General features: G+C 71.2%; 21 protein-coding genes. 13 read left to right on the top strand and 8 right to left on the bottom strand.

The annotated features are described in order from the left end of the window. Positions 1 to 110: 110 nt before the first annotated feature. From ACGFNN_RS11325 to ACGFNN_RS11340, 4 genes are all read left to right on the top strand, one after another. Positions 111 to 326 (top strand): hypothetical protein, encoded by a 216-nt coding sequence (locus ACGFNN_RS11325; protein ID WP_393554823.1) that lies wholly within the window; start codon positions 111 to 113, stop codon positions 324 to 326. 168 nt (positions 327 to 494) lie between these two features. After that, the gene (locus ACGFNN_RS11330; protein ID WP_362675145.1) at positions 495 to 1,136 is read left to right on the top strand and encodes a TetR/AcrR family transcriptional regulator; all 642 of its coding nucleotides are present in this window, start codon (positions 495 to 497) and stop codon (positions 1,134 to 1,136) included. A 135-nt stretch (positions 1,137 to 1,271) separates the two neighbouring features. Next, positions 1,272 to 1,499, top strand: coding sequence for a DUF3107 domain-containing protein (locus ACGFNN_RS11335; RefSeq protein WP_362555672.1), 228 nt, complete (start codon positions 1,272 to 1,274; stop codon positions 1,497 to 1,499). A gap of 190 nt (positions 1,500 to 1,689) precedes the next feature. Continuing rightward, complete coding sequence (locus ACGFNN_RS11340) at positions 1,690 to 1,962, top strand: hypothetical protein (protein ID WP_393554825.1); 273 nt, start codon at positions 1,690 to 1,692, stop codon at positions 1,960 to 1,962. Positions 1,963 to 1,986: 24 nt separating this feature from the next. Here ACGFNN_RS11340 and ACGFNN_RS11345 read toward each other — a convergent pair whose 3' ends face one another. Then, positions 1,987 to 2,733 (bottom strand): ferritin-like fold-containing protein, encoded by a 747-nt coding sequence (locus ACGFNN_RS11345; protein ID WP_393554827.1) that lies wholly within the window; start codon positions 2,731 to 2,733, stop codon positions 1,987 to 1,989. A gap of 473 nt (positions 2,734 to 3,206) precedes the next feature. Here ACGFNN_RS11345 and ACGFNN_RS11350 point away from each other — a divergent pair, with 473 nt between their 5' ends. Then, positions 3,207 to 5,156, top strand: coding sequence for a DEAD/DEAH box helicase (locus tag ACGFNN_RS11350; protein WP_393555118.1), 1,950 nt, complete (start codon positions 3,207 to 3,209; stop codon positions 5,154 to 5,156). Positions 5,157 to 5,260: 104 nt separating this feature from the next. Next, positions 5,261 to 6,115 (top strand): alpha/beta fold hydrolase, encoded by an 855-nt coding sequence (locus ACGFNN_RS11355; RefSeq protein WP_393554829.1) that lies wholly within the window; start codon positions 5,261 to 5,263, stop codon positions 6,113 to 6,115. Between the two features lie 25 nt (positions 6,116 to 6,140). On the opposite strand, the gene ACGFNN_RS11360 is transcribed toward ACGFNN_RS11355, so the two are convergent. Further along, positions 6,141 to 7,049, bottom strand: coding sequence for an NYN domain-containing protein (locus ACGFNN_RS11360; RefSeq protein WP_393554831.1), 909 nt, complete (start codon positions 7,047 to 7,049; stop codon positions 6,141 to 6,143). A 207-nt stretch (positions 7,050 to 7,256) separates the two neighbouring features. Here ACGFNN_RS11360 and ACGFNN_RS11365 point away from each other — a divergent pair, with 207 nt between their 5' ends. Beyond that, entirely contained in the window at positions 7,257 to 7,409 is a 153-nt protein-coding gene (locus ACGFNN_RS11365; protein WP_362555682.1) for a hypothetical protein, read from the top strand. A gap of 110 nt (positions 7,410 to 7,519) precedes the next feature. Here ACGFNN_RS11365 and ACGFNN_RS11370 read toward each other — a convergent pair whose 3' ends face one another. From ACGFNN_RS11370 to ACGFNN_RS11380, 3 genes are all read right to left on the bottom strand, one after another. Next, positions 7,520 to 8,125 (bottom strand): MarC family protein, encoded by a 606-nt coding sequence (locus tag ACGFNN_RS11370; protein ID WP_393554833.1) that lies wholly within the window; start codon positions 8,123 to 8,125, stop codon positions 7,520 to 7,522. A gap of 93 nt (positions 8,126 to 8,218) precedes the next feature. Beyond that, complete coding sequence (locus ACGFNN_RS11375; protein WP_362674802.1) at positions 8,219 to 9,085, bottom strand: PHP domain-containing protein; 867 nt, start codon at positions 9,083 to 9,085, stop codon at positions 8,219 to 8,221. Positions 9,086 to 9,164: 79 nt separating this feature from the next. Continuing rightward, complete coding sequence (locus tag ACGFNN_RS11380) at positions 9,165 to 9,809, bottom strand: DUF6758 family protein (RefSeq protein WP_362555688.1); 645 nt, start codon at positions 9,807 to 9,809, stop codon at positions 9,165 to 9,167. Between the two features lie 154 nt (positions 9,810 to 9,963). Between ACGFNN_RS11380 and ACGFNN_RS11385 the strand changes: the two genes are divergently transcribed. Further along, positions 9,964 to 11,196, top strand: a complete 1,233-nt coding sequence (locus ACGFNN_RS11385) for an MFS transporter (protein ID WP_393554835.1) — start codon at positions 9,964 to 9,966, stop codon at positions 11,194 to 11,196. A gap of 103 nt (positions 11,197 to 11,299) precedes the next feature. On the opposite strand, the gene ACGFNN_RS11390 is transcribed toward ACGFNN_RS11385, so the two are convergent. After that, complete coding sequence (locus ACGFNN_RS11390) at positions 11,300 to 11,884, bottom strand: suppressor of fused domain protein (protein ID WP_362674800.1); 585 nt, start codon at positions 11,882 to 11,884, stop codon at positions 11,300 to 11,302. 412 nt (positions 11,885 to 12,296) lie between these two features. On the opposite strand from ACGFNN_RS11390, the gene ACGFNN_RS11395 reads away from it, so the two are divergent. Then, the gene (locus tag ACGFNN_RS11395; protein ID WP_362555694.1) at positions 12,297 to 13,412 is read left to right on the top strand and encodes a magnesium and cobalt transport protein CorA; all 1,116 of its coding nucleotides are present in this window, start codon (positions 12,297 to 12,299) and stop codon (positions 13,410 to 13,412) included. A gap of 12 nt (positions 13,413 to 13,424) precedes the next feature. Continuing rightward, positions 13,425 to 13,943 (top strand): hypothetical protein, encoded by a 519-nt coding sequence (locus ACGFNN_RS11400; RefSeq protein ID WP_393554838.1) that lies wholly within the window; start codon positions 13,425 to 13,427, stop codon positions 13,941 to 13,943. 8 nt (positions 13,944 to 13,951) lie between these two features. Here ACGFNN_RS11400 and ACGFNN_RS11405 read toward each other — a convergent pair whose 3' ends face one another. Continuing rightward, complete coding sequence (locus tag ACGFNN_RS11405; protein WP_393554840.1) at positions 13,952 to 14,704, bottom strand: hypothetical protein; 753 nt, start codon at positions 14,702 to 14,704, stop codon at positions 13,952 to 13,954. A 172-nt stretch (positions 14,705 to 14,876) separates the two neighbouring features. Between ACGFNN_RS11405 and ACGFNN_RS11410 the strand changes: the two genes are divergently transcribed. Genes ACGFNN_RS11410 through ACGFNN_RS11420 form a run of 3 tightly spaced genes read left to right on the top strand, consistent with a single transcriptional unit; the run spans position 14,877 to position 17,877 of the window. After that, on the top strand, positions 14,877 to 16,151 hold the full coding sequence (locus tag ACGFNN_RS11410; RefSeq protein ID WP_362674797.1) for a magnesium transporter MgtE N-terminal domain-containing protein: 1,275 nt from the start codon (positions 14,877 to 14,879) through the stop codon (positions 16,149 to 16,151). Next, on the top strand, positions 16,141 to 16,719 hold the full coding sequence (locus tag ACGFNN_RS11415; protein ID WP_393554842.1) for a DUF1003 domain-containing protein: 579 nt from the start codon (positions 16,141 to 16,143) through the stop codon (positions 16,717 to 16,719). The genes ACGFNN_RS11410 and ACGFNN_RS11415 overlap by 11 nt, the downstream gene beginning before the upstream one ends. A gap of 24 nt (positions 16,720 to 16,743) precedes the next feature. Continuing rightward, a complete protein-coding gene (locus ACGFNN_RS11420; RefSeq protein ID WP_393554844.1) occupies positions 16,744 to 17,877 on the top strand; it encodes an Mrp/NBP35 family ATP-binding protein in 1,134 nt (377 codons plus the stop codon). A 64-nt stretch (positions 17,878 to 17,941) separates the two neighbouring features. Here ACGFNN_RS11420 and ACGFNN_RS11425 read toward each other — a convergent pair whose 3' ends face one another. Then, entirely contained in the window at positions 17,942 to 18,604 is a 663-nt protein-coding gene (locus ACGFNN_RS11425) for a hypothetical protein (protein WP_362556276.1), read from the bottom strand. Between the last annotated feature and the right edge of the window lie 48 nt (positions 18,605 to 18,652).

An 18,652-nucleotide genomic window follows, 5' to 3' on the forward strand; every position in this document is an offset into this window, starting at 1 on the left:
GCGCCAATGTTACGAGACGATCACGTGATGATTCATGTGTTCGCGGTCACAGGCCGCATAGCGTCCCCGGATGGTTGCTCCTACGCTGCAAGGGAAGGAAGGGAGACGTCATGACGGTCGACCCGAGCGACCCGGACACCTTCGAGGATCCACAGCCGGACGAGCCGGGCCCCGAGACCCCGCGGGCCGACAGCGCGGAGCAGCGGGCGCCGGTCCGGCCGGAGCGCGACGAGCCGCCCTCAGGGCTCGACCGCTCCACCGCCGACGAGGCGGACGCGGCCGAGCAGGCGCGCGTCGTCACGGAGGACGAGGACGATTACCGGTAGATCGCACCGCTTTGCGGTGGTGACCGGCATATCTGCGCCTTCCGCAGCCGTCCGGTCCGTGAAATTCTGCGTTCGCGCCGCGCACACCCGGGTTACTCAAAAGTACGATGGCCCAACGGCGCAGCGTGCACGGTACGACTGTGTTCGAACACGAATTTGGGAGGCGGCGTGACAGCCATCGGGCAGACAGATGCGGCGCGCCCGCGAGGCACCCGGCTGCCTCGCCGTGCCCGTCGCAATCAGCTGCTGGGCGCCGCCCAGGAGGTCTTCGTCGCCCAGGGCTACCATGCCGCGGCGATGGACGACATCGCCGAGCGGGCGGGCGTGAGCAAGCCGGTGCTGTACCAGCACTTCCCCGGCAAGCTGGAGCTCTACCTCGCCCTTCTCGACCAGCACTGCGAATCGCTCCTGCAGGCGGTCCGCACGGCGCTCGCGTCGACGACGGACAACAAGAAGCGTGTCGAGGCCACGATGGACGCCTACTTCGCGTACGTGGAGGACGAGGGCGGCGCCTTCCGACTGGTGTTCGAGTCCGACCTGACGAACGAGCCGGCCGTCCGCGAGCGGGTGGACCGGGTGTCCCTCCAGTGCGCCGAGGCCATCTCGGACGTCATCGCCGGTGACACCGGCCTGTCCAAGGACGAATCGATGCTGCTCGCGGTCGGCCTGGGCGGCGTCTCGCAGGTCGTGGCCCGCTACTGGCTGTCCAGCCCTTCCGGCATCCCGCGCGAATCCGCAGTCCAGCTGCTGACGTCGCTCGCGTGGCGCGGCATCGCCGGCTTCCCGCTGCACGGTGCCGATCTGCACTGAACCGGCGCGACCGACGAGCCGGTGTTCGCTGCGGGCGTTGCCGGTCGACCCCTGGTCCGTCCCTTCACCGGGCTAATGTGTGCTGCGTACGGCGCGGTTCACCGCGCAGAGACGGACCGTCGGAGGGACATAGCCGTGGAGGTCAAGATCGGGGTGCAGCACTCGCCCCGCGAGATCGTTCTGGAGAGCGGACTTTCCGCCGAAGAGGTCGAGAGCGCGGTCGGCGAGGCGCTGGGCGGCAAGGCGCAGCTTCTCAGCCTCACGGACGAGAAGGGCCGCAAGGTCCTGGTGCCGGCCGACCGGATCGCCTACGTGGAGATCGGTGAGCCCACCGCCCGGCGGGTGGGGTTCGGCGCGCTGTAGTCCGCGCACGCGGCAAGGAGTGAGGGCCCGGCGGAAGATTCCGCCGGGCCCTCACCCATGTCCGCACCCGCGCACGACGCGTCCCTCGGTGGGGTTCACCGGTCGCCACGGAGGGTTGCGTTCCGGGGGCCACGGGTAGGACGGCCTACGACCGACCGCCCGCCGCGCCGTCAAGCGAGGTGACCCCTCAGTGCTCTGGGAAACCATCAGCTCCGTCGTGCTCGGACTCGCGCTCTCCTGGGGCGCGCTCCGGGCGCTGCCCGACCGCCTCCCGTCCTCGCGGGCGGTCTTCCTCACGGGAGGACCGGCTGCCCTGTTCGGTGCGCTGCTGACGCACTCGGCGCTGGGCACCGGCCACCTCCTGGCGACGTGCGCCGGATCCCTGATCGTCGGGACGATCACCCTGTCCCTGCTGATCCGCCCCCCGGGCAGTCGGCCCGTGCGCTCGGCCGCCGTCCACTGAGGACCGTCCCCCGGCCCCCTCGGTTCAGGCCGCGAGACCGAGCGCGGCCATCCGCTTGGTGTGGGCCTCGGTGATCCGGGAGAACATCCTGCCCACCTCGGCGAGGTCGAAGCCGTCCGCGACTCCGCCCACGAGCATCGTGGAGAGGGCGTCACGGTCGGCGACCACCCGCTGTGCCTGCGAGAGGGCCTCGCCCATCAGCCTGCGCGCCCACAGGGCGAGCCTGCCGCCGACCCTGGGGTCGGCCTCGATGGCGGCCCGCACCTTCTCGACCGCGAAGTTCCCGTGGCCCGTGTCGTCGAGCACGGAGAGGACGAGGGAACGTGTGTCCGCGTCCAGCCTGGCCGCGATCTCCCGGTAGAAGTCACTGGCGATCGAGTCGCCGACGTACGCCTTGACCAGGCCTTCCAGCCAGTCCGACGGGGCCGTCTGGCGGTGGAAGTCGTCGAGCGCCTTGGCGAAGGGCTCCATGGCCGCGGTGGGCGACTCCTCGACGGCGGTGAGCCGGTCGGTGAGCTGCTCGAAATGATGGAACTCGGCGGAGGCCATCTTCGCCAGCGCGGCCTTGTCTCCGAGTGTCGGCGCGAGTTTCGCGTCCTCGGCGAGCCGCTCGAAGGCCGCGAGCTCGCCGTAGGCCAGCGCGCCCAGCAGGTCCACGACCGCGGCGCGGTAGTGCGGGTCGGCCGAGGCTGTGACCCAGTCCTGGGCGGCGATTCCGGTCGGGGCAGGCACTTCTTCGGATGCTTCGGTGGCGGTGTCAGGCGTCTCCATGGATCGCAGAATAGCCCGCCCCGCGAGGGGCGGAAGGCCCCGTCCAGCAGGAGACATCACACCGTTCCGATGAATTCGCCCGACACGCATGCGCGAATCCGGGGTACAGTGGTAATGCGCCTACTGAGCATTCCTGTGCCAGGGGCGCGACCTTGAATGAGGATGCCCGGTCGGTGGCCCGATCGGCTCCGACCCGACAGCCCTCCGCGCAGGCCGTGCACCACGCACGACCGCAAGATGAGGGGCCCCCTCAGCGGCACGAGCGCTCGAGCGACGGCAGTGGTCCCGCGCCACCCGGCCCATCCACGGCCGGATGACCAACCCCGGCACGGTACGACCCCCATCGTTCGCCTCGGACCGCGTCTCACAGAAGAGGCAGCACCCTGACTACGTTCCGCGACCTCGGAATCCTTCCCGAGACGGCCGAAGCCCTCGAGGCGGTCGGCATCACGTCCCCCTTCCCCATCCAGGAGCTGACGCTCCCGGTCGCCCTCTCCGGCTCCGACGTCATCGGCCAGGCCAAGACGGGTACCGGCAAGACCCTGGGCTTCGGTCTTCCGCTCCTCGAGCGTGTGACCGTCCCCGCGGACGTCGAGGCCGGCCGCGCCGCGCCCGAGAAGCTGACGGACGCGCCCCAGGCCCTGATCGTCGTCCCCACCCGTGAGCTCTGCCAGCAGGTCACCAACGACCTCCTCACCGCCGGCAAGGCCCGTAACGTCCGCGTCCTCGCGATCTACGGCGGCCGGGCGTACGAGCCCCAGGTCGAGGCCCTGAAGAAGGGCGTCGACATCATCGTCGGCACCCCCGGCCGGCTGCTCGACCTGGCGGGCCAGCGCAAGCTCGACCTCTCGCACATCCGCGCCCTCGTCCTGGACGAGGCCGACGAGATGCTCGACCTGGGCTTCCTGCCCGACGTCGAGCGCATCATCACGATGCTTCCCTCGAAGCGCCAGACGATGCTGTTCTCCGCGACCATGCCCGGCGCCGTCATCAGCCTCGCGCGCCGCTACATGTCGCAGCCGACGCACATCAACGCCACCTCGCCCGACGACGAGGGCACGACCGTCAAGAACACGGCGCAGTTCGTCTACCGCGCCCACTCGATGGACAAGCCCGAGATGGTCTCCCGCATCCTCCAGGCCGAGGGCCGCGGGCTGGCGATGATCTTCTGCCGTACGAAGCGGACGGCCGCCGACATCGCCGAGCAGCTCGAGAAGCGCGGCTTCGCCTCCGGCGCGGTCCACGGCGACCTCGGCCAGGGCGCGCGCGAGCAGGCCCTGCGCGCCTTCCGCAACGGCAAGGTGGACGTCCTCGTCTGCACCGACGTCGCCGCGCGCGGCATCGACGTCGAGGGCGTGACCCATGTCATCAACTACCAGTCGCCCGAGGACGAGAAGACCTACCTCCACCGCATCGGCCGTACCGGCCGCGCGGGCGCCAAGGGCACCGCGATCACGCTGGTGGACTGGGACGACATCCCGCGCTGGCAGCTGATCAACAAGGCTCTGGACCTGAAGTTCCCCGACCCCGCCGAGACGTACTCCACGTCTCCGCACCTGTACGAGGACCTCGGTATCCCGGCCGGCACCAAGGGTGTCCTGCCGCGGGCCGAGCGGACCCGTGCCGGTCTGCGCGCCGAGGAGATCGAGGACCTCGGCGAGACCGGTGGCCGTGGCCGCAGGTCCGCCGCGCCCGCTCCCCGCGAGGAGCGCCCGCCGCGCACCCCGCGTCAGCGCCGCCGCACCCGCGGTGGCAGTTCGGTCGAGGAGAACGCCGTCGCCTCGGTGCCGGCTCCCGCGACCGAGGCTCCCCGCGAGGATGCTCCGGAGCCGCGCACGCCGCGTCGCCGCCGCCGTACCCGCGCCGCCGCCGAGGGTGTGGCGGAGGCCGCGGTGGCCGTCGCCGAGACCCCGGCCGTGAAGCCCGCGGCGGAGGTCACCGAGCCGGTCGCGGAGACCAAGCCGCGCCGCCGCAGGTCGACGCGCGCCGCCGCGCCGAAGGTGTCCGAGGCGCCCGCGCCGGCCGCCGAGGCCGTGGTCGACTTCCAGACCGTGGCCGTCTCGGCCCCGGCCGCGGAGCCCGTGGCGGCCAAGCCGCGCCGCCGCGCCCGGATCGTGAAGCCCGCCGACGAGGTGGACTTCCAGATCGCCCCGCCCTCGGAGCCCGTGACCGAGAGCAGGCCGCGCCGCCGTACCCGCGCCGCCGCGAAGCCGAAGGACGGCAAGGACGTCGCCCAGGCGACGGCCCCGGTCGCCGAGGAGGCCGCGGAGACCAAGCCGCGCCGCCGCAGGTCGACGCGCGCCGCGGAGAAGCCCGAGGCCGCCGCGGTGTCCGTCACCGCGACGGACGAGGCAGCGCCCGCGAAGCCGCGCAGGCGCCGCTCGCGTGCGGCGACGGCCGTCTCGGAGACGACCGAGGGCTGAGTACCCGCCGCCGGCACTTCGTACGGCCCCGGTTCCCGCACTGCGGGGCCGGGGCCGTACCTCTGCCGGGGCGCGCCCCGGTCACCGGCGATAGTCTCGGGCCCATGAGCCGGCCGCCCACCTTCACCCCGCCCCGCTGTGCCAGCAAGCGCGTACTGAGCACCGAGCGCGGGGACTTCGCCGTGCTGGACGCGGTGCCCTCCTCGGGGGCCCACTCCACCGCGCTCCTGCTGCCCGGTTACACCGGCAGCAAGGAGGACTTCATCGCCCTGCTCGAACCCCTCGCCGAGGCCGGCTTCCGGGTGCTGTCCGTCGACGGCCGGGGACAGTACGAGAGCGCCGGTACAGGCGACCAGGGATCCTACGCGCAGAAGGAGCTGGCCCGTGACGTACTCGCGCAGGCCGCGGCGGTGGACGGTACGGCGGCCACGGGCGGCATCCATCTGCTCGGCCACTCCCTGGGCGGGCAGATCGCCCGCGCGGCGGTACTCCTGGACCCCTCGCCCTTCCGTTCGCTGACCCTGATGTCGTCGGGCCCCGCCGCGATCGACCCGGCCCAGCGGACGAAGGCGGCCCTGCTCAGCGACGCGCTCGTCCGCTGGAGCATGGACGACGTCTGGCGCATGATGCGCGCGATGGACCCGCCCGAGGACGCGGACACGGGGGACGGCGAGGGCCTGCGCCTGCGCTGGCTGAGCCACGACCCGGCGCAGCTGATCGCGACCGGCGCCCAGCTCTCCCGGGAACCCGACCGGGTGGCCGAGCTCTCGGCCCTGCCCCTTCCCGTGCATGTGATCTCCGGGGAGAGCGACGACGTGTGGCCGCTGCCGCTGCTCGACGAGATGGCCGTGCGGCTGGGCGCCCACCGGACGGTGGTCAAGGGCGCCGAGCATTCCCCCAACACCGCCCGTCCGGCGGATACCGCCGCGGCCCTGGCCGCGTTCTGGAACGCCGCCTGAGCCGGTCCGCGCGCCGGGCGCGGCGTCAGTACTGCGCCTGAAGGTGCTGCCAGAAGCCGTCGCGCAGCGCGCGGCGGAGCGGGGCGTGGCCGCGCAGCGAGTGCTGGAGGATCCGCTCCGCCTCGACGAGCAGGTCCTGGTCGACGGAGCCCGGCAGATACGGGTGCCCCGGGAGCAGGTCGGCCAGCGCGTCGCGTCCGCGGGCGGAGAGCCAGGCCGCCGCGATCTGGGCGCCGACGAACCGTACGTCCTCGCGTGCGGGGGCGGGGCTGTCGTCGTCGTACATCGTGACGGAGCGCCGGGTCACATACGGGCGGCAGAAGTCGAGGTCGAAGGTGCGCTGGCTGTCGACCTCCCAGAGCAGCGGCTCGGCCTGGTTGCGCCCCTCACCCGCCTCGATGCCCCAGAGGTGGACCCGGGCGCCGTACCCCTGGGCGGCCTCCACGGCCGAGACCAGGTCCTCGTCGCCGCCGACGAGCGCCGCGTCGCTGATGGCGCGGTGCCTGGCGAGCGATTCGAGGTCGGAGCGGATGAGTGAGTCGACGCCCTTCTGCTGGTTGTTGGCGTTGAGGTTGCCCAGCCTGACCTTGACGTCGGGGAGTTCGGCGATGGACTGCTGCTCGGTGGTGTGGATCCGGCGCCGCGCGCCGTCGTACCAGTAGACGCGGAGCAGCCGGCTGTCGGCGAAGATCGTGCGGGCCTTGTCGATGAAGGCCTCGATCAGCCCTTCCGCGTCCAGGTCGAAGGAGCGGCGGTCCTCCGTGCCGGTGACGAGCAGTCCGGCCGCCGCGTAGACGTAGCCGGCGTCGACGAAGATCGCGTGCGTGGAGGGTGTCTTGGAGACCTCGGCGAGTACCCGCTGGAGCAGCGCGTTCGTGCGGTCCAGCTGTTCGCGGACGCCGGGCGTCCCGTCCGTCGTGTCCGTGTGACTCATGCGGACCTCATCGTCCGCGCACGTCTGATTACCGATGGGTACTTAGACATCCAAAAAATTTCCTTAGCGTAGGGAATGTTTGTGGTGAGCAAGCCGTTGTAACCCGTATGGAACGCGAAGGAAGCTTCGCGTTCCTATCCTTGCCGGTGGGACGCCCCACCGGCGCCAGTAGTTCTCCACCAGGAGGATCAGACGAAGGGAAGCCTTATGCGCTTCGAGATCATGCGACTCGACGATGTCGACGGTACCGCCGTGGACAGCACCGTCGTGGACGCCGCCTCCGTCAACCGGATCGTGCAGCAGGCCGCGGCAACGGGCCAGCGCATCTACATCCGGCCGGCCGACACCACGGCTTCATAACACCTCGCATCGCTTTCGCGTCGCCGACCTCGGACGCATGACGAGCTGAAGACGAAGCGCCCTCGCACGGATGGTCCGTGCGAGGGCGCAGTGCTGTCCGGCTCCGCGGCTCAGGAGTTCTGGACGACCTGGGTGACGCCGTTGATGATCTGCTGCACGGCGATGGCCGAGAGCATCATGCCGGCGAGCCGGGTGACGAGCACGACACCCCCGTCCTTGATCACACGGATGATCAGGAGCGAGTACCGCATGGTCAGCCAGAGCACCAGATGCATCGCGAGGATCGCGGACCAGACGGAGACCTGTCCCTGGACGCCGTCGGCGTTCTGCACGGCGAGGATCACCGAGACGATGGCACCGGGGCCGGCCAGCAGCGGCATGCCGAGCGGCACCAGGGCGACGTTGACGTCCTTGGTCTGCGTCGGCTCGTCGGTCTTCCCGGTGAGCAGGTCCAGCGCGATGAGCAGCAGGAGGAGCCCGCCGGCGATCATCAGCGCGTCCACCGAGACGTGAAGGTAGTCCAGGATCTGCTGGCCGAGCAGACCGAAGACCGCGATCACGCCGAACGCGACGGAGACGGCCTGCAGTGCCATCCGCCGCTGCGTCTTCGCGGGCCGGCCCGCGGTGAGAGCCAGGAAGATCGGGGTGATTCCGGGGGGATCCATGATCACGAAGAGGGTGAGGAAGAGGGATCCGAATACGGCGAAGTCGAACACGGTTGAGCCTTGCGGGAGATGAGCGGGTGAGACGGGAGCGCGCCGGGGGTGCACGACCGGAGGCGCGGAGGGGATGCGGCGAGCGGTGAGGCGCTACGCGGGGAAGGGACCGCCCGCGCCCGGCACAGGGAAGGCTCCCGTGGCGCGCCGGGTGATCTCGCCGTAGATCTCGGGGTCGGTGGTGAACTCCCCGAGCCGGACGGTCTTGCGGCTGCCGTGGTAGTCGCTGGACCCGGTGGTCAGCAGCCCCAGCTCGCCGGCGAGGCCGCGCAACCGGGCCCTGGTGGGCTCGTCGTGGTCCATGTGGTCGACCTCGATGCCGTCGAGCCCGGCGTCGGCCAGCCGCACGATCACGTCCTCGGGGACCACCCGGCCGCGCTTGACGGCGAGCGGGTGGGCGAAGACGGTGACCCCGCCGGCCGCCTTGACCAGCCGGACCGCGTCGAACGGGTCGAGCTCGTGCTTGCCGGCGTACGCCCGACCGCCGTCGGCGAGCCAGGAGGGAGTGAAGGCGTCGGAGACCGAGGCGACGACACCGAGCTCGACCAGCGCGGTCGCCACGTGCGGGCGTCCGACCGACCCGTTGCCGGCGATCCGGGCGACCTGTTCCCAGGTGACCGGGACGCCGAGGTCCTGGAGCTTGCGCACCATGGCCTGCGCACGCGGCACCCGGTCGTCCCGGACGAGCTCGCGCTCACGGGCCAGTTCGGGCTCGGAGGGGTCGAAGAGGTAGGCCAGCATGTGCACGCCGACACCGTCGACGCGGCAGGAGAGCTCGGCGCCGGTGACGAGGGTCAGCCCTTCGGGGAGGGCGGCGGCGGCCTCGGCGTGGCCTCCGACCGTGTCGTGGTCGGTGAGGGCGACGACGTCGAGGCCCGCCGCTGCGGCGTTGGCCACCAGCTCGGCGGGGGTGTCCGTGCCGTCCGAAGCGGTGGAGTGGGTGTGCAGGTCGATGCGCACGACGCGTACTCCGGTGCTGGTGGACGGACAGGGGACGCTCAAGGATAACCGCCGGGAACCGCCCTCTTTCCGGTCGCCCTCAGGGCCCGCCGAGCAGCCGGGGGGTGAGTGCGCCGCAGGGCAGGAGGTCCACCTCCCCCCCGGCGTCACGCAGATCGGTCAGCACGAGGTCGTCGTACATCAGCAGCCCCGACCGCTCGGGCCAGACGATGGCCCAGAGCCAGAGGCCGCGCGCCTCCCCCGCGAAGACCGCGCGGTCGGCGGGCGCGTCCTTGACGTGCCACAGCGCGGTGGGACGTCCCGCCGCATGCACCTTGGCGTCGGGGACCGCCTCGACCCGCAGGCCGGCCCCGGGATCGGGGCCCTCGACCCCGGCGTAGCGCGCCCCGAGGCCGACACCCAGCTCCTCGGCGACCAGCAGCAGTTCACCCATTCCCCCTAGCGGTCCGGGGCCCGAGCAGGCGACGGCGGTGGCGCGGCCGCCGCTGCGGTCGTCACCCGCGTACGCGGCGCCCGTGAACAGCCAGCCGACCGGGAGTGGCCAGGGCATCCACACCGGCACCCGGGCACGGTGCACCACGACGCCCAGCGCCTCGACGCTGGGCGGGACCACCGGCTGCATCGGGTGCACCTGGCCGTGCGTGGTGCACTGCCAGGCATCGGCGAAGAGGCCGGGCGCCCTGACCCGGCCACCGCACTTCGGGCAACTGGGTTCGCCCCTCATAACGCCCCACGGTCCTCCCCGGCCGTCGCCGCGTCAAGGCGATCACCCATCCCTGCCGGGGCTCCCACCTGGCGAGATGAGTGTAGCTTGCATTTATTAGCCTCTCTAACTTATTCTGTGCATAACGCAACGATCTTTGGGAGTGAGGGAAGCCATGCGGGAAGAGGATCCGTTCGACGAGGGTGCGACCAGCATCCTGCGTCAGCCGAAGGCCGTCTGGGCCACGGCGGGCGCCTCGGTCGTCGCCTTCATGGGGATCGGGCTGGTGGACCCGATCCTGCCGTCCATCGCGAAGGGCCTGGAGGCCACACCCAGCCAGGTGTCCCTCCTGTTCACCTCGTACTTCCTGATCACCGCGGTCGCGATGCTGGTGACCGGATTCGTCTCCAGCCGCATCGGCGGCCGCAAGACCCTGCTGACCGGCCTCGCGCTGGTGGTCGTCTTCGCCGCGCTCTCCGGCACGTCCTCGTCCGTCGCCGAACTGGTCGGCTTCCGCGCGGGCTGGGGGCTGGGCAACGCGCTGTTCGTCTCCACGGCCCTCGCGGTCATCGTCGGCGCCGCCGCGGGCGGCAGCGCCGCGGCGATCCTGCTCTACGAGTCCGCACTCGGCCTCGGCATGGCGTGCGGCCCGCTGGTCGGCGCGCTGCTCGGCGACGCGAGCTGGCGCTACCCGTTCTTCGGCACCGCAGCCCTGATGGCGATCGGCTTCCTCTGCATCACCGCGTTCCTCAAGGAGCAGCCCAGGCCGGCCAGGAAGACATCCCTGCTCGACCCGATCCGGGCGCTGGGACACGGCGGGCTGGCCTCGGTCGCCACGTCGGCGTTCTTCTACAACTACGCGTTCTTCACGATCCTGGCCTTCACACCGTTCGTCCTCGACATGTCGCCGTACCGGTCGGGCGCGGTGTTCTTCGCCTGGGGCCTGCTGCTGGCGGTCTTCTCGGTACTCGTCGCACCGCGGCTGCAGCGGCGGTTCGGCTCACTGAAGGTGGTCGGCGGCTCCCTGGTGCTGCTCGCCGCGGACCTGGTCGTCCTCGGGTACGGCAACCACACGGCGGCGATCGTCTGCACCATCGTCTCGGGTGCCTTCATCGGTATGAACAACACCGTCTACACCGAGCTCGCCCTCGGCGTGTCCGACGCGCCGCGCCCGGTGGCGAGCGCCGGGTACAACTTCGTCCGCTGGTTCGCCGCGGCCGCGGCTCCCTACCTCGCGCCGAAGATCGAGGAGTGGAGCGACATCCACATCCCGTTCGTGGTCGCCGCGCTCGCGGCGCTGGTCGGAGCCCTGGTCGTATGGGCCAGGCGTGCGGCGCTGACCCACGAGGCGGAGGCACTGGAACCGGTCCACGCGGTCGAGGACGGCGTCACCGTCTTCGCCGACTGACCGCCTCCCGACCTCTCTCCGGCCCCGCCCGCGGTTCCCCCTCCTTGCCGCGCGGCGGGGCTTCTCCCTGCCCGGGGCGCACCGGCCGGCGCGCCCGGGTGTCTCAGTCCAGCGCGACCGAGGCGCGCAGCGGATCCCTCAGGTCCGTACCCCGGGCGAGCCAGCGCTCCTGCAATTCCTGCGCGCCCCTGACCCGCTTCCAGGCGGCCTCGTTGGGCGTCATCGGCAGCAGCGGGAGGAAGCGCACCGGCTCCATCGGGGAATCCAGCTCCAGGTCCTCGACCAGGCCGCCGGGTTCGGCGACCAGGACGGAGCTGAAGGGTGCCCCGGGCCAGAGCGGCTGCCCGAGGTCCAGCGACGCGCCGGGGGCCACGATCAGCCCCTCGACCTGCGGGGACGCCGCGAGGACGGCGAGGGGCCGCAGCACCTGGTCGGTGTCGGCGAGGCCGGCCCGCACGGAGAGGAGCAGTTCGGCGCGCGGTCCCTTCACGGGATCGGCGAGGGGCGACGTCGGGTCGGCCATCGGCTGGGCCGACATGCCGAGTGTGGCGTAACGCACCACGTCGCCGTCGACGAAGCGGAGCACCTCGATGCGGTCCGTGCCGAGGAACGTCACGTCGGCGCGCGCGTCCGGCTCCCCCAGCGCCGTACGGAGCCGGGCTTCGGCCAGATCAAGAATTTCTCCCATGCGGCGAGCATAGAACGCGTAGGGAACGGGCAAAGGAAGGGATTGGCTCCTCACCCTGCTGATAGCCTGAGGCGTCGGTCGGGACAGCACGCAGAAGCGTCGCTCTCAGTCCCGACAACACGTGCTCCCCCACGGGGGACCGGCTGGAGGAGGTGGGGCCGCGGTGGATCCAAGTCGACCGTGCAGTACCAACCGCTCTTCCGCCCGACGCCTTCCTTCTGTGGCCTGACGCCCTTTCCAGGCCCTCGCCACGGCAGTTCGCGCACGGAAGAGCCCTCGTTTCTGTCTGTCTGTAGCGAACGCCGTCATCGTGCCCACGCGGTGCCGCCCGCTTTGCGGACGTGAGCGCACGTCCTCATTCCGGGCTGTTCCACGTGCCCACCCGACGGCCCTCCGTGAAGAGGAGCCAGCCATGTCGATGATCCGTGACCTGCGCGCCGCCGTGCGCCCGTCCCTGCGCAAGAGCAGCACCCCGTACAACAGCTACGACGCCACCCGGGACCCGTCCGCCTCCAGCGCCGTCGTCGACTGCGCGGTCTACCGGGACGGGCGCCGGCTCACCGACGGCTCGTGCCTGACGCCGCGTGAGGCGATGCTGCGGGTGCGCGAGGAGGGCGGCTTCGCCTGGATCGGCCTGCACGAGCCGACCGAGGAGGAGTTCGCAGGCATCGCACGGGAGTTCGGCCTCCACCCGCTGGCCGTGGAGGACGCCGTCCACGCCCACCAGCGGCCCAAGCTGGAGCGGTACGACGACACCCTCTTCACGGTGTTCAAGACGATCCATTACGTCGAACACGCCGAGCTCACGGCGACCAGCGAGGTCGTCGAGACCGGCGAGGTGATGTGCTTCACCGGCCCCGACTTCGTCATCACCGTCCGGCACGGCGGACAGGGCTCGCTCCGCGCCCTGCGCCACCGCCTCCAGGAGGACCCCGAGCTGCTGGCCAAGGGTCCCTCCGCCGTGCTGCACTCCATCGCCGACCACGTCGTCGACGGCTACATCGCGGTGGCGTCCTCGGTGCAGGACGACATCGACGAGGTGGAGATCGACGTATTCTCCACGCCCGCCAAGGGCGGCCCCCGCGGTTCCGACGCGGGCCGGATCTACCAGCTGAAGCGTGAGGTCCTGGAGTTCAAGCGCGCCGTCTCCCCGCTGCTGCGGCCGATGCAGCTGCTGAGCGAGCGCCCGATGCGGCTGATCGACCCCGACATCCAGAAGTACTTCCGAGACGTGGCGGACCACCTGGCCCGGGTCCACGAGGAGGTCATCGGCTTCGACGAGCTCCTCAACTCGATCCTCCAGGCCAACCTGGCCCAGGCCACGGTCACGCAGAACGAGGACATGCGCAAGATCACCTCCTGGGCGGCGATCATCGCCGTGCCGACGATGATCTGCGGGGTCTACGGCATGAACTTCAAGCACATGCCCGAGCTGGGATGGACGTACGGGTATCCGATGGTGCTGGCGCTCATCGGCGTCGTCTGCTTCTCCATCCACCGCACGCTCAAGCGCAACGGCTGGCTCTAATAGAGTTCCGGCATGATTGCTGCTGACGTGTCGCTGGCCCGGGCTCTCGTCGAGGAGGCCACCAAGAAGTCCGGCCTGATCTGGGTCCGGGGCACCGGCCCCTCCCGGGCACTGTGGCACGTGTGGCACGAGGGTGCCGCGGTACTGGTGGGCGACGGCCCCGGGGAGCAGCCGCTCCCGGCGGGGCTGGAGGCCGGTTCACCGGCCGAGGTGACCGTGCGCAGCAAGGACAAGGGCGGCCGGATCATCGCCTGGACCGCGTCCGTGGCGGTGCTGGAGCCGCGGTCCGAGGAGTGGGAGGCGGCGGTCGCCGAGCTGAAGGGCAAGCGGCTGAACGCCCCGGACGCGGAGCAGTTGACGGAACGCTGGGCCGGTGAGTGCCGGGTCCTGCGCCTGACGCCGGGCGAGCCCCGCACGGACCTGCCGGACGACTCCCTGGCCGCGGTTCCGCTGCCCACCGCGGCGATCACCCGCGAGACCGCGCCGGCCGCGCTCCCCCGACTGCTGCTGAAGCGCCGCGGGAAGCGCTGAGCCGGGCGTCAGCCGGACGACTTGGGCAGCTCGCCGCCGTAGTCGACGGTGTCGTCGTCGGCCGGCGCCTCCAGCGGGAAGCTCTCGCCCCAGTCGGCGAGGGTGACGGTGCCGCCGCCCCCTCCGCGTGCCACGCGCAGCGGGTAAGGCGTGCCCTCCAGGGAGACGTCCAGCGCGCCTCCCTCACCACTTCCGCCCATGATCTGCACGGTGCGCACCCCGCCGACGGTCTTCCGCTCGCCCTTGCCGACCTTCCCGTGCAGGGTCAGCATCCCGTCGAGGAGGGTCTTCTTCTCGGTGAAGCCGCGCAGCTGACGGTAGGTGGGGTCGTCCTCGGGCACCTTCACGTACTTGCCGTCGAGCTTGTCGGCGGCCTGCGCGCCCTCGTCGTCGGCGGCCTCGTCCTTCCAGAAGCCGGCGTCGGCCTTGAGGTAGACCTCGTCCCCGACACGCAGGATCTCGAAGGTGTTCTGCTTCGAGGTGACCGATCCGCTGCCGCCCTTGCCGCTGAGCCGCATGTCCAGGGAGTAGCTGCCGTCCTTGCTGACCAGCTTGCCGGTCAGCCGCACCGCGTCCGCGGCGTCGGCGGCGGCCCGCGCCTTCCGGTCGATCTGCTCGGCCGTCAGCTTGCCGACGCCGTTGGTCCCCTTGTCCGGGTCCTCTCCGGCGCAGGCCGTGAGTGCGACGGTCAGCCCCGCACAGAGCAGCACGGCGAAGGCGTTCCGGCGGCGGGCCCGTACGGCCGGGGCGTAAGAGGTCACGGGCGCACTGCCTCTCGTCTGTGTGTCGGGGGTTGGCAGACGGCAGCGTACCCGTGCCGCGTACGCCATTCGGCAGAGCGCCGTACGGACGGTCCGCCAGGGCGTCCCCGACGGGTACGGGCTAGCCTGATCACGGCAGACGAGGACGCGGAGGGCGGAGGGAGCGCACAGGATGGCGGCAGGTACTCCCAGAGTCTTCGTCTCACACCTGTCCGGCGTACCGGTGTTCGACCCGAACGGTGACCAGGTCGGTCGTGTCCGGGATCTGGTGGCGATGCTCAGGGTCGGCGGCAGGCCGCCGCGGCTGCTGGGGATGGTCGTCGAGGTCGTGAGCCGGCGGCGCATCTTCCTGCCGATGACCCGGGTGACGGGCGTCGAGTCCGGTCAGGTGATCACCACCGGTGTGGTCAACATGCGGCGCTTCGAGCAGCGCCCGACCGAGCGGCTCGTCCTCGGCGAGTTCCTCGACCGGCGGGTGCGGCTCGTCGAGACCGAGGAGGAGGTGACCGTCCTCGACGTCGCCATCCACCAGCTCCCGGCCCGCCGTGACTGGGAGATCGACAAGTTCTTCGTCCGCAAGGGCCGGGGCGGGGCGCTGCGCCGCAAGGGTGAGGCGCTGACCGTGGAGTGGTCGGCGATCAGCGGCTTCTCGCTGGAGGAGCACGGGCAGGGCGCGGAGAGCCTGGTGGCGACCTTCGAGCGGCTGCGCCCCACCGACGTCGCCAACGCCATGCACCATCTGACGCCCAAGCGCCGCGCGGAGGTGGCCGCGGCACTGGACGACGACCGGCTCGCGGACGTCCTGGAGGAGCTGCCCGGGGACGACCAGGTGGAGATCCTCGGGAAGCTGGAGGAGGACCGTGCCGCGGACGTCCTGGAGGCGATGGACCCGGACGACGCGGCCGACCTGCTGTCGGAGCTCCCGGAGGCGGACAAGGAGCGGCTCCTGGCCCTGATGCGGCCGGACGACGCCGCCGACGTGCGACGGCTGCTGTCGTACGAGGAGCGCACCGCGGGCGGGCTGATGACGACCGAGCCGATCATCCTGCGGCCCGACGCGACGGTCGCGGACGCCCTGGCCCGGGTACGCCAGCAGGACCTGTCGCCCGCGCTGGCCGCGCAGGTCTACGTCTGCCGCTCGCCCGACGAGACGCCCACCGGCAAGTACCTGGGCACCGTGCACTTCCAGCGGCTGCTGAGGGATCCGCCGTTCACCCTGGTGAGCTCGATCGTCGACAGCGATCTCGTCCCGCTGGCCCCGGACACCCCGCTTCCCGAGGTGACCAGCTATCTGGCCGCGTACAACATGGTCTCGGTGCCCGTGGTGGACGAGAGCGGTTCGCTGCTGGGCGCGGTCACCGTCGACGACGTGCTGGACCACCTGCTGCCCGAGGACTGGCGCGAGACCGACTTCCAGGGTGAGGAGGGGATCACCGGTGGCCGCTGAGGACCGCGCGAGGGCCACGCCGACCGGTGCCACGGGGATCGTCCGCCCGCCCCGCCCCCGGCTCGACCAGCCGAAGGCCCCGCGGCGCCGGCTGCTGCCCGAGTACGACCCCGAGGCCTTCGGCCGGTTCTCCGAGCGCATCGCCCGTTTCCTGGGGACGGGACGCTTCATCGTCTGGATGACGCTGATCATCGTCCTGTGGGTGGTGTGGAACATCTTCGCGCCCGGGAACCTGCGCTTCGACGAGTACCCGTTCATCTTCCTGACGCTGATGCTGTCGCTCCAGGCCTCGTACGCGGCTCCGCTGATCCTGCTGGCACAGAACCGCCAGGACGACCGGGACCGGGTCACCCACGAGCAGGACCGCAAGCAGAACGAGAGGTCGATCGCGGACACCGAGTTCCTCAGCCGGGAGATCGCCGCACTCCGGATGGGTCTCGGGGAGGTCGCCACCCGTGACTGGATCCGCTCGGAACTGGAGGCGATGGTGAAGGACATGGAGGAGCGCCGCGTGTTCATCCCCTCCGAGAGTGACGAAGCCGACCACCCGGGGCCTGCCCGCCCGTAGGCTACCGAGCCGTACCATCGTCGTATGGCTACGGAAGACGCGGTGCGCGAAGCACTGGCGACAGTGAACGACCCGGAGATCCACCGACCGATCACCGAGCTCGGCATGGTGAAATCGGTCGAGATCGATCCTGACGGTGTGGTCGCTGTCACCGTGTACCTCACGGTCTCCGGCTGCCCGATGCGCGAGACGATCACCAGGAACGTGACCGACGCGGTCTCCCGCGTCGAGGGCGTGTCGCGGGTCGAGGTCACGCTCGACGTGATGAGCGACGAGCAGCGCAAGGAGCTCGCCTCGTCCCTGCGCGGCGGCACCGCCGAGCGCGAGGTGCCCTTCGCCAAGCCGGGCTCGCTGACCCGGGTGTACGCGGTGGCCTCCGGCAAGGGCGGTGTCGGCAAGTCCTCCGTGACGGTCAACCTCGCGGCGGCGATGGCGGCCGACGGCCTGAAGGTCGGTGTGGTCGACGCGGACATCTACGGGCACAGCGTGCCCCGGATGCTGGGCGCGGACGGCAAGCCCACCCAGGTCGAGAACATGATCATGCCGCCGTCCTCGCACGGCGTGAAGGTGATCTCCATCGGCATGTTCACCCCGGGCAACGCCCCGGTGGTGTGGCGGGGGCCCATGCTGCACCGCGCGCTGCAGCAGTTCCTCGCCGACGTGTACTGGGGCGACCTGGACGTCCTGCTGCTCGACCTTCCCCCGGGCACCGGTGACATCGCGATCTCCGTGGCCCAGCTCGTCCCGAACGCCGAGATCCTGGTCGTCACGACCCCGCAGCAGGCTGCCGCCGAGGTCGCCGAGCGGGCCGGCTCCATCGCCGTGCAGACCCACCAGAAGATCGTGGGCGTCGTCGAGAACATGTCGGGCATGCCGTGCCCGCACTGCGACGAGATGGTCGACGTGTTCGGTTCGGGCGGTGGGCAGCGGGTCGCCGACGGGCTGACGAAGACCGTCGGCGCCGAGGTTCCGGTGCTCGGCTCCATCCCGATCGACGTACGGCTGCGGGAGGGCGGCGACGAGGGCAAGCCCGTCGTGCTGTCCGACCCGGACTCTCCGGCGGGCGCCGCGCTGCGCACCATCGCCGGGAAGCTGAGCGGCCGTCAGCGCGGCCTGTCCGGCATGTCGCTGGGGCTCACCCCGCGCAACAAGTTCTGAGCCCGCGTGCGGGTGGGGGCGGCCTCCCGAGGAGGCCGCCCCCACCCGCGTACCGCCGCTTGGCTCAGTTCTCGTACGACGCGATGTCGCCGATCACCGCGAAGCCCAGGCCGTAGGCGCTCATGCCGCGCCCGTACGCGCCGATGTGGACCCCGTCCGGGGCCGAACCGGCGAGGACCCAGCCGAACTCGGACTCGCGGTAGTGGAAGTCCACCGGCACTCCGTCGACCGGGAGCGACAGCGTCGACCAGGGTTCCTCGCCGAGTTCGTCGGCGAGCTCGAACGCGGTCTCGGTCTGCTGGTTCAGCCATTCACCACGCAGGGTGTGGTCCATCTGTGGCGGCCAGGTGCAGTCCAGCAGGCCTGAGCCGGCCAGCCAGGCCGCCGACGAGACCGTGGTCGCGTCCAGGACGCCCGTACCGTCGTCGCTGTCCCGGACGGGGCTGCTGCCCACCGTCACCACCACCGCGAAACGTGCCTTCTCCGCGCCGGCGTCCGCCCGCACGACGGGCTCCTCGCCGTGCCCGGTGGAACCGTGGTGCACGGTGTCGCCCGCACCCGCGGTGACCTGCATCAGCCAGCGCGGCCCGGTGAAGGCCTCGTCCAGCCCGTACCAGGGGAACGGCGCCTTGAGATAGCCGTCGACCGTACGCCGGGACGCCGGCACCCCTTCCCCGGTGACTGCGCTGGGCGCATCATCCGCCCCTGCCCGACTCGTCGTCTCCATCTGCCCGGCCGCCTCCTCGATCTCCCGCTGATCCGGAGCGGCCCTCCC

This window comes from Streptomyces sp. NPDC048590 (assembly GCF_043199535.1).
GTDB lineage: Bacteria > Actinomycetota > Actinomycetes > Streptomycetales > Streptomycetaceae > Streptomyces.